Source organism: Streptomyces sp. NPDC057302, assembly GCF_042667685.1.
Taxonomy (GTDB): domain Bacteria; phylum Actinomycetota; class Actinomycetes; order Streptomycetales; family Streptomycetaceae; genus Streptomyces.
The window spans coordinates 21,062-33,814 of record NZ_JBHUZJ010000094.1 but is presented as its reverse complement, the minus strand read 5'-3'; the positions used below and the strand labels follow the sequence as shown (position 1 = coordinate 33,814).

At 72.3% G+C, this 12,753-nt stretch carries 10 protein-coding genes; 3 read left to right on the top strand and 7 right to left on the bottom strand.

The window, feature by feature from the left end:
• On the bottom strand, window positions 1–710 hold a 710-nt coding region (gene recA / locus ACFUPX_RS38730), incomplete at its 3' end, for a recombinase RecA (protein ID WP_383333427.1).
• 384 nt (window positions 711–1,094) lie between these two features.
• On the opposite strand from recA, the gene ACFUPX_RS38725 reads away from it, so the two are divergent.
• Complete coding sequence (locus ACFUPX_RS38725) at window positions 1,095–1,877, top strand: hypothetical protein (protein ID WP_383333425.1); 783 nt, start codon at window positions 1,095–1,097, stop codon at window positions 1,875–1,877.
• Here ACFUPX_RS38725 and ACFUPX_RS38720 read toward each other — a convergent pair.
• Complete coding sequence (locus ACFUPX_RS38720) at window positions 1,871–3,199, bottom strand: AI-2E family transporter (protein WP_383333423.1); 1,329 nt, start codon at window positions 3,197–3,199, stop codon at window positions 1,871–1,873. The genes ACFUPX_RS38725 and ACFUPX_RS38720 overlap by 7 nt on opposite strands.
• A 105-nt stretch (window positions 3,200–3,304) precedes the next feature.
• Complete coding sequence (locus tag ACFUPX_RS38715) at window positions 3,305–3,499, bottom strand: DUF3046 domain-containing protein (RefSeq protein ID WP_383333421.1); 195 nt, start codon at window positions 3,497–3,499, stop codon at window positions 3,305–3,307.
• Between the two features lie 79 nt (window positions 3,500–3,578).
• Here ACFUPX_RS38715 and ACFUPX_RS38710 point away from each other — a divergent pair, with 79 nt between their 5' ends.
• Window positions 3,579–4,535: a hypothetical protein gene (locus tag ACFUPX_RS38710; RefSeq protein WP_383333419.1), complete on the top strand. Its 957-nt coding sequence runs from the start codon at window positions 3,579–3,581 to the stop codon at window positions 4,533–4,535.
• Here ACFUPX_RS38710 and ACFUPX_RS38705 read toward each other — a convergent pair.
• The 4 genes from ACFUPX_RS38705 to ACFUPX_RS38690 all read right to left on the bottom strand — a co-directional run bounded on the left by ACFUPX_RS38705 (window position 4,506) and on the right by ACFUPX_RS38690 (window position 7,820).
• Window positions 4,506–5,705: a PucR family transcriptional regulator gene (locus ACFUPX_RS38705; protein ID WP_383333417.1), complete on the bottom strand. Its 1,200-nt coding sequence runs from the start codon at window positions 5,703–5,705 to the stop codon at window positions 4,506–4,508. The two genes, ACFUPX_RS38710 and ACFUPX_RS38705, sit on opposite strands and share 30 nt — an antisense overlap.
• A 107-nt stretch (window positions 5,706–5,812) precedes the next feature.
• Window positions 5,813–6,121, bottom strand: coding sequence for an AzlD domain-containing protein (locus ACFUPX_RS38700; RefSeq protein WP_383333415.1), 309 nt, complete (start codon window positions 6,119–6,121; stop codon window positions 5,813–5,815).
• The gene (locus ACFUPX_RS38695; RefSeq protein WP_383333413.1) at window positions 6,118–6,879 is read right to left on the bottom strand and encodes an AzlC family ABC transporter permease; all 762 of its coding nucleotides are present in this window, start codon (window positions 6,877–6,879) and stop codon (window positions 6,118–6,120) included. Before ACFUPX_RS38695 ends, ACFUPX_RS38700 begins: the two co-directional genes overlap by 4 nt.
• Complete coding sequence (locus tag ACFUPX_RS38690; RefSeq protein WP_383333411.1) at window positions 6,876–7,820, bottom strand: AraC family ligand binding domain-containing protein; 945 nt, start codon at window positions 7,818–7,820, stop codon at window positions 6,876–6,878. The genes ACFUPX_RS38695 and ACFUPX_RS38690 overlap by 4 nt, the downstream gene beginning before the upstream one ends.
• Window positions 7,821–7,899: 79 nt before the next feature.
• On the opposite strand from ACFUPX_RS38690, the gene ACFUPX_RS38685 reads away from it, so the two are divergent.
• Window positions 7,900–12,600: an ATP-dependent helicase gene (locus tag ACFUPX_RS38685; protein ID WP_383333409.1), complete on the top strand. Its 4,701-nt coding sequence runs from the start codon at window positions 7,900–7,902 to the stop codon at window positions 12,598–12,600.
• Window positions 12,601–12,753: the final 153 nt, after the last annotated feature.

Sequence of the window (12,753 nt, the reverse complement as noted above, 5' to 3'; positions counted from 1 at the left end):
GCGTCCGTGCCGTCCTTCAGGGTCTCGATCCGGCGGATGTCGAGCCGCACCGAGGCGTAGAACTTCAGCGCGCGGCCACCGGTCGTGGTCTCCGGAGAGCCGAACATCACGCCGATCTTCTCGCGGAGCTGGTTGATGAAGATCGCCGTCGTCTTGGACTGGTTCAGCGCGCTGGTGATCTTCCGGAGCGCCTGGCTCATCAGGCGGGCCTGCAGACCCACGTGCGAGTCGCCCATCTCACCCTCGATTTCCGCGCGCGGCACCAGGGCCGCCACGGAGTCGATGACGATCAGGTCGAGGGCGCCGGAGCGGACCAGCATGTCGACGATCTCCAGCGCCTGCTCGCCGTTGTCCGGCTGGGACAGGATCAGGTTGTCGATGTCGACGCCGAGCTTCTTGGCGTACTCGGGGTCGAGTGCGTGCTCGGCGTCGATGAACGCCACCGAGCCGCCTGCCCGCTGCGCGTTGGCCACGGCGTGCAGGGTCAGGGTCGTCTTGCCGGAGGCCTCCGGCCCGTACACCTCCACCACACGGCCGCGCGGGATGCCGCCGACGCCGAGCGCGACGTCGAGCGCGGTCGACCCGGTGGGGATGACCTCGATGGGTTCGTTCGGCCGCTCGCCCATGCGCATCACTGCGCCCTTGCCGAATTGCCGTTCAATCTGTGCGAGCGCGGCTTCGAGGGCCTTCTCGCGGTCGGTTCCTGCCATGGGTTCCACCCGATTTGCTTGTGTCGATCGCTTCACGTCAATGACGCTAGCGCCTGCCACTGACAATCCGCCCCGGCGCCCGTCCGGCCTGTGGATAACTCGAGGCGATCGCCCCGCCGAAATCCGCCGGAGCCCCAGGGATCCCCCCGCGAAAACCCCGGGAAAACGCCGCCAGGCCACCTATAAGAATGGATGTTCGATTTTGGTGTCAAGCGCACCACGCGGCTCCACCGAGAGTACGGAAGGGTTCGGTCCGCCCGGCGTATCCCGCCCCTGAGGCCCGCCGCGTCGCCCTCTCGCCCCCAGGGCTACTCCCCCGGGCGTACGCGCATCGCCTTCGGCCGGACGACGACCCGCCCGCGCCTTCCCGCCAGGCTCAGCCTCATGAAAAGTGCGCGCTCGACCACCTCCGCCGCAGCCCTGTGGCGCTCGGCACGCCCCGCCGAGCGCCTCAGTTGCGCGACCGGCGCCGTCCTGATCCTCTCGGGCCTCGTCCACCTGCTGGTGTTCGCGGTCGACGGCGGACCGTGGGAGGGACCCGTCTCCTGGCGCAAGCCGGTCACATTCGGGCTCTCCTTCGGCCTGACGCTGATCGCCGTCGCCTGGGTGACGTCATACCTGCGCATGGGTGCCCGCGCCCGGACCGCGCTCCTGTTCCTCTTCGCGGCGGACTGCGTCCTCGAAGTCGGCGGAATCACACTTCAGGCGTGGCGCCGTGTGCCCTCGCACCTCAACATGGAGACCGGCTTCGACTCCGCGGTGTCCATGTCCCTCGCGGTGGGCGGCGCGATCCTCGTCGTCCTGCTGTCGGCGTTCGCGGTCGCCTCGTTCCGGCACCGGCCCACGGGACCCGCCGGTATGCCGCTCGCGCTCCGGTCCGGCTTCGCCGTCCTGCTCGTCGCCCTCGCGTCGGGTGCCGCGATGATCGCCCGCGGTGTGTTCCTGACCCGGACCGGCCACCAGGAGTCGGCCTACCACTCCACGGCCGCGCTCAAGCCGCTGCACGGGGTGAGCCTGCATGCCGTCCTGGTGCTGCCCGCGCTCGCCTGGCTGCTGTCCCGCACCTCCTGGGGCGAGCGGACGCGGCAGCGGGTGATGACGGCGGCGGTCGGCTGCTACGTAGTGGCCGTTCTCGGCGCCGGCGTCTGGGGCGTCGTCACCTACTGACGCCCGTCCGAGCCTGCCGCCGGACCCTCACCCGACGCGGAGTCGGGACTCGAACCCGCGGCCTCCTCCGCCGCGACCTCGGCCTCCGACGCCCCTCCCGGCCTGTTCGGCCCGCGCAGAGCACGCCGCATGCGCGTCAGGAGCGACGCACCGCCCTTGCGCCGGTGCCCGTGGACGCGCGGGTCGTCCGTGACGTCGTACCGCTTCACGTACGCCCCCAGGAAGGCCTGCAGGGTCGCGATCGCCGGGATGGAGATCAGGGCACCGACCGCACCGAGGAGTGCCGTACCCGCGATGACCGACCCGAAGGCGACCGCCGGGTGGATGTCCACGCTCTTGGCGGTGAGCTTGGGCTGCAGGACGTAGTTCTCGAACTGCTGGTAGACCACCACGAAGATCAGTACCCACAGCGCGTACCAGGGATTGACCGTGAAGGCGATCAGCATCGGCAGCGCGCCCGCCAGATACGTACCGATGGTGGGGATGAACTGCGAGACCAGGCCGACCCACACCGCGAGCACGGGCGCGTACGGCACCCCGAGGGCCTGCAGCAGGATGTAGTGCGCGATTCCGGAGATCAGCGCCATCAGACCGCGCGAGTAGAGATAGCCGCCGGTCTTGTCGACCGCGATCTCCCAGGCGCGGAGCACCTCGGCCTGCCGGGCGGGCGGCAGCACGGAGCAGAGCGCGCGCCGCAGCCGCGGTCCGTCCGCCGCGAAGTAGAACGAGAACAGCAGGACCGTCAGGAGCTGGAAGAGGCCGCCGAGGACCTGCGCCGACACGTCCAGGACGCCGCTGGCGCTGTTCTGGACGTACTTCTGCAGCCAGTCCGAGTGGACCAGGCTGTCCTGGATCTCGACCCGGGAGAGCTCCGTGTGGAACGTCTGGTTGATCCAGCTGATGACCTTGTCGAGGTACTCGGGGAAGTCCTCGACCATGTCCACGATCTGGCCCGCGAGCATCGAGCCCATGAGCGTGACGAAGCCCGCGCTCGCGATCAGGACACCGAGGAAGACCAGGAAGGTGGCGAAGCCCCTGCGCAGCCCGCGCGCGGCCATCCAGCTCACCGCGGGCTCGACGGCGAGCGCCAGGAAGAACGCGATCAGAATGTTGATCAGCAGCCCGGTCAGCTGGTGGAAAGCCCAACTGCCCAGCTGGAAACAGGCGATGAGCGCGAGGGCGAGCACCATGGCGCGTGGCAGCCAGCGCGGCATGCTGGCGGCCCGCCCGGTCTCCGCCCCGTTCGGGGGCTGGGCGGGCGGCGTGGTGCCGAGCGGAGCTACGTCGTGAGTGACCTGCGCGGTCTCGTCTGTCGATGACACGGGGCCAGTCTCGCCCACGCCACCGACATTCAGCCGCCACCCCCGCATCTTCATGCCCGACGAAGCCTCGGCACGAGGCTCTGGGGAGGGGCGAACTGTCCGCCGTCAGCGCCTATCGGCCGGTACGTCCATCGCCGTGCACACGGCACGCCAGACGTCCTTGGCGTCCCAGCCCGCGTCCAGCGCCTCGTGCACCGTGCGTCCGCCGAGCTCCGCCATCACGTGATCGCGAGCGAACGAGTCGGCGTACCCCTGTCCGAAGTGGTCCGCCATCCGCTCCCAGAAAACCGTCAACCGCATGCCTTCAGTATCGCGCCCTAGAGAGTGCAGCCGGACGCAGGGGGCTTACCGAAGGCGCTTTCCGGCCTACGGTCTGTCCATGGCCGAAACCGGAGCATCCCCGCACGCCGCGTCCTCGCCGGTCGCCCGCGCCGAGCACTTCGTCTGGCTCACCGCGCGCGTCCTCGAGCAGCGGCGGTTCGTGTACCACTTCCTGAGCGACGCGGGCGGCGCCGGAGGCGACCCGTCGGCCGACGCGGTCGATGCCGCCCTGGGCGCGTACGCCGACGAGGACGGCGGGTACGGGTACGCGCTCGAACCGGACCTGCGCGGCCCGGTCAGCCAGCCCTTGCACGTCGGGCACGCGCTGCGCGTCCTGGACACGATCGGACGCTGCGGCGGGCAGCGGGTGGAGCGCGTGTGCCGCTATCTGACGTCGGTGTCAACGTCGGACGGCGCCCTTCCGGCGATCCATCCCAGCCAGCGCGGCTACCCCTCGGCGCCGTTCGTGCCCGTGGTGGACGATCCGCCGAGCGAACTCCTCGCCACCGGCCCCGTAGTGGGCCTGTTGCACCGCAACGAGGTGTGGCACGCCTGGCTGTTCAGAGCCACCGACTTCTGCTGGGCCGCCGTCGAGTCCCTCGAGAAGTCCCACCCGTACGAGATCCAGGCGGCCCTCGCGTTCCTCGACGGCGCGCCCGACCGCCCCCGCGCGCAGGCGGCCGCCGACCGGCTCGGCCGGATCACACGGGACCAGCACCTCGTGGCGCTCGACCCCGAGCGGCTCGACGCGTACCCCGTGGCGCCCGGCTACGCACCGGGTGAGCACCACTTCGCGCACGACTACGCGAAGGCACCCGAGTCGCTCGCGCGCGCGTGGTTCACGGATGAGGAGATGGCGCGCTCCCTGGACTTCCTCGAGCAGGAGCAGCAGGAGGACGGCGGCTGGCCGATCCGATGGCGCGAGTGGGCTCCCGGCAGCGCACTCGAAGCCCGCCCGATCGTCACCATCGAGGCGCTGCGCACGCTACGGGCGTACGGGCGCTCCATCGCCTGACAGAGGTTCCTCGGCTTCCCTCAGCAGCAGCGCCGCGATGGCCAGTGCCGTGCCGCGCGGCGCCGACAGGTCGATGCCGGTGCGTTCGCCGATCTTCGCGAGGCGGTTGTCGACGGTGTTGGGGTGCAGGCCGAGGGCGGCGGCGGTCGCCCTGCGCTCCTGCTGATGGCCGAGGTGGGTGCGCAGCGTCTCCAGGAGCTCGGGACGGTCGGCGATCGGGTCGAGCAGCGCGGAGATGAGGTGGCTGCTCTCGTTGCGGCGGGAGAGGTGGTACTCCAGGAGCACGTCGTCCATGCGGTGCAGCCCCGGAGGCATCCCGCACGCGCGCGTGATGCGCAGTATCTCGGTCGCGGTACGGGCCGCGCCGGTCACGGCATCGGGTCCGGCGGCGTCCACGGCGGCCACCCGCACGGGAAGGTCGCAGGCCTTGCTGATGCGGCCGGGCAGGTCTTCGGGGGGCCCGCACTCCTTGGGCACGATGACCCGGCCGCCGTCGGCCTCCAGAAGCGCGAGCACCTCCAGGCCGAAGGCGTGGTCCAGGGCGGTCTGCACGCGGCGCAGCCGCCGCCGTACCGCCACGGGGCCTTCGGCCGGGGCCCCGTCGAAGCCGATCGCGAGGACGAGCGCGGGCCCGGCGAGGCGCAGTTGGTCGAGCAGCACGTGGCCGGGCGGCACCATGCCGTCGAGCAGGCCGCGGACCAGGGAGCTGCGCTGGGCGCGCTGCTCGGCCTCCAGGGCGGAGCGCTCGTCCAGGTAGGTCTCGGCGACGGTTCCGACGATCGCGGGGTGCGACTGCAGCAGGACGTCCACGAGTTCGACCAGGGCCGCTTCCTCGCCGGGGCGTGCCACGTCGCGCAGGGCCTGCCACAGGACGTAGACCCCCAGAGCGTGCGTACGCAGCAGCAGGTGCAGCGGCATGCCCTCTTCCGCGCGCTGTGCGGCCCGCTCGCGGAAGAGCCGGTGGCTGCCGGGTTGATCGGTGACGCGGCGCAGGAAGAGGCGCACTCCGTGGCGTGCGGTCGCGGCTATCTCCAGGTCCTTCACGTCGTCGGGGAGCTCCGCGTATCCGGGCAGCTCCTCGAACGACTCACGGGCCATCCTGCGGGCCAGTTCGTTGACCCTGGGCTCGCACCGCGCCGCGAGGGACCTGGCTTCGGAGGACAGCGCCACGGTGTTTCCTCTCCGAAGGCGGGGCCGCGATCGTGACGCGTCACATTACCCACGGGGACTGTGCCTGACGGGAGCGGGTACTGGAGGCGACGGGGAGGCCGCAGCGGTCACCCCGTGAGCGCCCGCATCCCCGCGGTGACGACCACCGCCGCCCCGATGACGACGAGGAACGGGGCGCGCAGCAGCAGCGCCACGCCGGCCGCCGCGAGCCCCAGGGCCTTGGCGTCGAGTTCCAGGGCCTGCCCGTCGGCGAAGGCCTGCTGGGCCGTGAGCGCGGCGAGCAGCGCCACGGGCAACAGGGCGGCCATGCGCTTGACGAGGGGGCGCTCCAGGGCGCCCGCGGGCACCAGCAGGCCCGCGAGCTTCACGAGGTAACAGCCGACGACGGTCGCGCCGATCGCGATCCAGATGTTCAACGGTCTTCCCTCTGCGTGTCGTTCCTCTGCCCGTCGTTCCGGGTGTCCCCGGGGCGCGCGTTCTTCCTGGCGCCCCTCTTCCGGCCCTCTACGTAGAGCACCGCGGGTGCGGCGAGCGCGGCCACCAGGACCGGCACCCCCGCGGGCAGCACGGGCAGCAGCCCGAGCCCCAGGACGACCGCGATCGCCGCCACGGCCCGCTCCGTGGCCGTCCGCAGCATCGGCGCGAGCAGGGCGAGGAAGACCGCCGGTCCCGCGGCGTCGAGCCCCCACGCGTCGGTGTCACCGATGGCCTCGGCGCCGAGCGCCCCGAGGAGCGTGGTGAGGTTCCACAGCACGTAGAGGCTCAGTCCGGTGACGGTGAAGCCGATGCGTGCGGCGCGCCGGGTCGGCTGGGCGAGCGAGACGGCGGTGGTCTCGTCGATGACCCAGTGGGCGGCGAGCGGGCGCACCGCGCGCGGGAGGGCGAGCAGCTGCGAGAGGCGCAGTCCGTAGAACGCGTTGCGTACGCCGAGGAAGAAGGCGCCCGCAGCGGCGGTGAACGGGTTCCCACCGCCCGCGAGGGCCCCCACCAGCGCGAACTGCGAGGCTCCGGTGAAGACCAGAAGGCTGAGCGCGCAGGTCTGCAGCACGGTGAGGCCACCGCCCGCCGAGGTCACTCCGAAGGCGAACCCGGAGAGTCCGACGGCGACCCCGACGCCGAGGGCGTCGCGGACCACCGCGGAATCGGGCTTCTGCGGTGCGCGGTCGCCTGTCATGGCTGCCGGAAGGTCGGCGGTCGTGTCTTCTGCCGGGAGCCCGGCTGATGTGTCTGCGGGTGTCGTCTGTTCTGCCACACCCCGGACGGTACGAGCAGGTCCGATTCCCCGTCTTGTACGTTCTTGCGCTCACGCTGGTACGCCCCGGGCGGCACACCGACGATCCGCGCGAAGTGCCGGTTCAGGTGTGGCTGGTCGGTGAAGCCCACGGCGACGGCCGCCTCCGCGGGCGACGTCCCCGCGTCCAGGAGGTGCCGTGCCGCACGCACGCGCGCGTCCGTGAGCCACGTGTGCGGAGGCATCCCGTACGCGTCACGGAAGGCCCGCAGCAGGGGAAAGGGGCCGACGCCCAGCTCGGTGGCGAGCCGCTCCAGGCTCGGCGGGTCCGCCATCCGCTCCTCCAGGACGCCACGCGCGCGTGCCGCGACCCTGGCACCCGCGGTGCGCACCTCACGCTGCGGGACAGGTCCGCCGTTCAGCCGCAGCAGCCGGGTCACCGCCACCCGCAGCAGGGTGTCGGCGGCGAGCGCGTTGCCCTCCTCCGCGGCACGCAGCACCCGGTGGACGAGGCTCACGCCGTACGGGTCATCGAGCACCGGCTGGACGAAGCCGGGGGTCCCGCGGATATCGGTGGTCTCGGCGGCGATGGCGGCGACCAGATCCGGCGACGGATAGACCACCCCGTACCGCCATCCCCCGGGTCCGCCGGCCCGGCCCGTGTGCATGGTGTCCGGGTTGATCAGGGCGAGGGTTCCGGGCCCCGCGTGCTGTTCGCCGCCGCCGTGGTGGAAGACGTCGACGCCCTCGGCGATCGCGGCGATCACGAAGTGCTCGTGGGTGTGCCGCACGAACGTCTTGTCGATGTAGTGGGCACGCAGCAGGTCGACCCCGGGCAGCTCCGCGTACCGCCAGTGCCGTGCCTGCTCCGCCGAACCTGCCATGCCCCCATTCTGCGGCAGCCACGCAAACGCTTTTCCGCAGGTCGGCGCCGTTGTCAGTGGCGGGGTGCACGATGGGGTCATGGTCAGGTCCGCATCCAGCGCCGACGGCGCACTCAGCGCCCTTGATGGGTTCTCCCCCGCGACCCGCAGCTGGTTCACGGGGGCCTTCTCCGCGCCCACCTCCGCACAGGCCGGGGCATGGAAGGCCATCGGCGAGGGCTCGGACGTGCTGGTCGTCGCGCCCACCGGCTCGGGCAAGACGCTGGCCGCGTTCCTCGCCGCACTCGACCAACTGGCCTCGACCCCGCCGCCCGCCGACCCCAAGAAGCGCTGCCGGGTGCTGTACGTGTCTCCGCTGAAGGCCCTCGCGGTCGATGTGGAGCGCAACCTGCGCAGCCCGCTGACCGGCATCCGGCAGGAGTCGGTGCGCCTCGGGCTCCCCGAGCCCGAGGTCCGGGTCGGTATCCGCTCGGGCGACACCCCGCCCGCCGAGCGCCGCTCCCTGGCCACGCGCCCGCCGGACATCCTGATCACCACGCCCGAGTCGCTCTTCCTGATGCTCACCTCCGCCGCGCGCGACGCGCTGACGGGCATCGAGACGGTGATCCTGGACGAGGTGCACGCCGTCGCGGGCACCAAGCGCGGCGCCCATCTCGCCCTCTCCCTGGAGCGGCTCGACGAGCTGCTGCCCAGGCCCGCCCGCCGCATCGGCCTCTCGGCGACGGTCCGTCCCGTGGATGAGGTGGCGCGCTATCTGTCCCCGCAGCGCAGGGTCGAGATCGTCCAGCCGCCGTCCGGCAAGGAGTTCGACCTGTCCGTGGTCGTGCCGGTGGAGGACCTCGCCGAGCTCGGCGGTTCCCCGGTCGCCGACTCCGGCCAGAGCGCGGAGCGCCCCTCGATCTGGCCGCACGTCGAGGAGCGCATCACCGACCTCGTCCAGGCACACCGCTCGACGATCGTGTTCGCCAACTCGCGCCGCCTCGCGGAGCGCCTGTGCAACAGGCTCAACGAAATCGCGTACGAACGCGCGACGGGCGAGCCCCTCCCTGAGGACCATTCCCCCGCCGAGCTGATGGCCGAGTCGGGCGCGGCCAAGGGCGCCCCTCCGGTCCTCGCCAGGGCCCACCACGGCTCGGTCTCCAAGGAGCAGCGCGCACTCGTCGAGGAGGACCTGAAGGCGGGCCGCCTGCCCGCCGTCGTCGCCACCTCCAGCCTGGAGCTGGGCATCGACATGGGCGCGGTCGACCTGGTGATCCAGGTCGAGTCGCCGCCCTCGGTGGCCTCCGGCCTGCAGCGGGTCGGCCGGGCGGGACACCAGGTGGGCGCGGTGTCCACCGGCGTCGTCTTCCCGAAGTACCGGGGGGACCTGGTGCAGGCCGCCGTGGTCACCGAGCGGATGCGGACCGGCTCCATCGAGTCGCTGCGCATCCCGGCCAACCCCCTGGACGTCCTGGCACAGCAGCTCGTCGCAACGGTTTCTCTCGACACCTGGCAGGTCGACGACCTCCTTGCCCTGGTCCGCCGGGCCGCCTCCTTCAGCTCACTCCCGGACTCGGCCTTCACGGCCGTCCTGGACATGCTCGCGGGCCGCTATCCGTCGGACGCCTTTGCGGAGCTGCGCCCCCGTGTGGTCTGGGACCGCATCGCGGGCACCGTCACCGGGCGGCCGGGTGCGCAGCGTCTCGCGGTCACCTCCGGTGGCACGATCCCCGACCGCGGCCTCTTCGGGGTCTTCCTCGCCGGCGCCGACCCCAAGAAGGGCGGCGGCCGCGTCGGAGAGCTCGACGAGGAGATGGTCTACGAATCCCGGGTGGGCGACGTCTTCACCCTCGGCACCAGCTCCTGGCGCATCGAGGACATCACACGCGACCGCGTACTCGTCTCCCCCGCACCCGGCGTCCCCGGGCGGCTCCCGTTCTGGAAGGGCGACCAGCTGGGCCGCCCGCTCGAACTGGGGCGTGCGGTGGGCGCGTTCCTCCGGGAGGTCGGCTCCCTCTCGCGCGACGACGCGCGCGTGCGGCTGCAGGCCGCGGGCCTGGACGACTGGGCTGCCGACAACATCCTGACGTACCTTGCCGAGCAGCGTGAAGCCTGCGGTCACATCCCGGACGACCGCACGATCGTGGTCGAGCGGTTCCGCGACGAGCTGGGCGACTGGCGGGTCGTGGTGCACTCCCCGTTCGGTGCGCAGGTGCACGCGCCCTGGGCGCTCGCCCTCGCCTCCAGGCTGTCCGAGCGGTATGGCATGGATGCCCAGGTCATGCACGCGGACGACGGCATCGTGCTGCGCCTGCCGGACGCCGACCTGATGAGCCTGGACCTGCTCGACCAGGAGCCCACCGACCAACCCCTGGGATACGACAGCGATCAGGCGCCCGTAGGAGCCGGAGACGTCGCCTTCGAAAAGGGCGAGGTCAATCAGATCGTCACCGACCAGGTGGGCGGCTCGGCCCTGTTCGCATCCCGCTTCCGTGAGTGCGCCGCCCGCGCGCTGCTGCTGCCGCGCCGCAGCCCCGGAAAGCGCACACCCCTGTGGCAGCAGCGCCAGCGCGCCGCGCAACTGCTCCAGGTGGCCAGTGAGTTCGGGTCGTTCCCGATCGTCCTCGAAGCGGTCAGGGAGTGCCTCCAGGACGTTTTCGACGTCCCCGGCCTCACGGAACTGATGGGCGACATCGAGTCCCGCAAGGTCCGGCTCGTCGAGGTCACGACACCCGAGCCGTCCCCGTTCGCCCGCTCACTGCTGTTCGGCTACGTGGCGCAGTTCCTGTACGAGGGTGACTCCCCGCTCGCCGAGCGGCGCGCGGCGGCCCTCTCCCTGGACTCCCGGCTCCTCTCCGAGCTCCTCGGCCAGGCCGAGCTGCGCGAGCTGCTCGACGCGGACGTCCTCGCCGAGCTGGAGCAGGAGCTCCAGTGGCGCACGGAGGACCACCGCGTCAAGGACGCCGAAGGCGTCGCCGACCTGCTGCGCCTCCTCGGGCCGCTCACCGGCTCCGAACTGGCCGAGCGCGGCGCCGAACCGGAGTGGGCGCAGGAGCTGGCGTCCGCCCGCCGGGCGATCCAGGTCCGGATCGCAGGGGCCGACCACTGGGCCGCGATCGAGGACGCGGGCCGCCTGCGCGACGCCCTCGGCACCGCACTGCCGGTCGGCGTCCCAGAGGCGTTCACCGAGCCCGTCAAGGACCCCCTCGGCGACCTCATCGCGCGGTACGCCCGCACGCACGGACCCTTCACCTCCGCCACGGCCGCTGCCCGCTTCGGCCTGGGCGCGGCGGTCACCGAGGGCGCGCTGCAGCGCCTTGCCGCGAACGGACGTGTCGTACAAGGAGAGTTCCATCCGGCGGGCATCGGCCAGGAGTGGTGCGACGCGGCCGTCCTGCGCCGCCTTCGCCGCCGCTCCCTGGCAGCCCTGCGGCACGAGCTGGAGCCGGTGCCGCCCGCCGCGCTCGCCCAGTTCCTGCCCCAGTGGCAGCACTTGAGCGGGCACGGGCTGCGGGGCGTGGAAGGCCTGGTGCGCGCCATCGAGCAGTTGCAGGGGGCGACGGTGCCCGCGTCCGCGCTCGAGAAGCTGGTCCTGCCCTCCCGCGTCTCCGGCTACGCACCGGCGATGCTCGACGAACTCACCGCCGCCGGAGAAGTGGTGTGGGCCGGAGCCGGGTCCCTGCCGGGCAAGGACGGCTGGATCTCCCTGTATCTGGCCGACGCCGCTCCCCTGCTCCTGCCACCGGCTCACCCGCTGGAGCTCACCGCGCTCCACCAGTCGGTCCTCGACACCCTCTCCGGGGGATACGGCCTGTTCTTCCGGCAGATCGCCGACCAGGTCCGCGCCACGACCCACCCCGAGGCCTCCGATCCGCAACTGGCCGACGTGATCTGGGATCTGTCCTGGTCCGGGAGGCTGACGAACGACACGCTCGCCCCGATGCGCTCGCTCCTCGGATCGGGCCGCACCGCGGGCTCCACGGCCCACCGCGCCAAGCGTTCAGCCCCGCGCGGGCGCTACGGCACACTGACGGCCGCCGCCCGCCCCACGTCGCGTACGGGCCCGCCGACCGTGGCCGGCCGCTGGTCCCTGCTGCCCGCCCACGAACCCGACCCCACCCTGCGCGCCCATGCCCTCGCCCGCACCCTCCTGGACCGGCACGGCGTGGTGACCCGAGGAGCGGTCGCGGCCGAGGGAGTCGAGGGCGGCTTCTCGGCGACGTACCGCGTCCTGTCGGCCTTCGAGGACAGCGGTCAGGCGCGGCGCGGTTATGTCGTCGAGGGGCTCGGCGCGGCCCAGTTCGCCATGGACGGCGCGGTGGACCGACTGCGGGCGGCGGCGAACGCCCGTGACCGCACGGACAGTTCGCCGTCCGCCATGAACTACTCCCCGCGCCCCTCGGACACCCAGGCCCTCGTCCTGGCCGCCGCCGACCCCGCCAACGCTTACGGAGCCGCGCTCCCCTGGCCCGACCCGCCCACCGACGCGGGCCACAAGCCGGGCCGCAAGGCAGGCTCCCTGGTCGTCCTCGTCGACGGCGACCTGACCCTCTACATGGAGCGCGGCGGCAAGACCCTGCTTGCCTGGCCCGCGACCCAGGAGGACGACACCCCCGCCACCGAGGACGTCCGCCTGCACGCGGCCGCCGAAGCCCTCGCCGGCGCGGCCCGAGCGGGCTCACTGGGCACGGTCACGGTCGAGCGCATCAATGGAGGCTCCTCCCTGACCTCCCCCTTCGCCCCCCTCCTGGAGGGAGCGGGCTTCCACGCCACTCCACGGGGGCTGCGCCTGCGCGCCTAGCGCGAACCCGAACGAACGCGCAACCCGCACCCGGCACCCGGACGAGCAGCCGTCGGCCGCCACTCGCCGCTCGGTCCCCACTCGCCGCTCGGCCACCCACACCACCGCTCGGCGGCCACCCAGCCCAAGCCTCACCCCCGCCCAGCCCTCCAC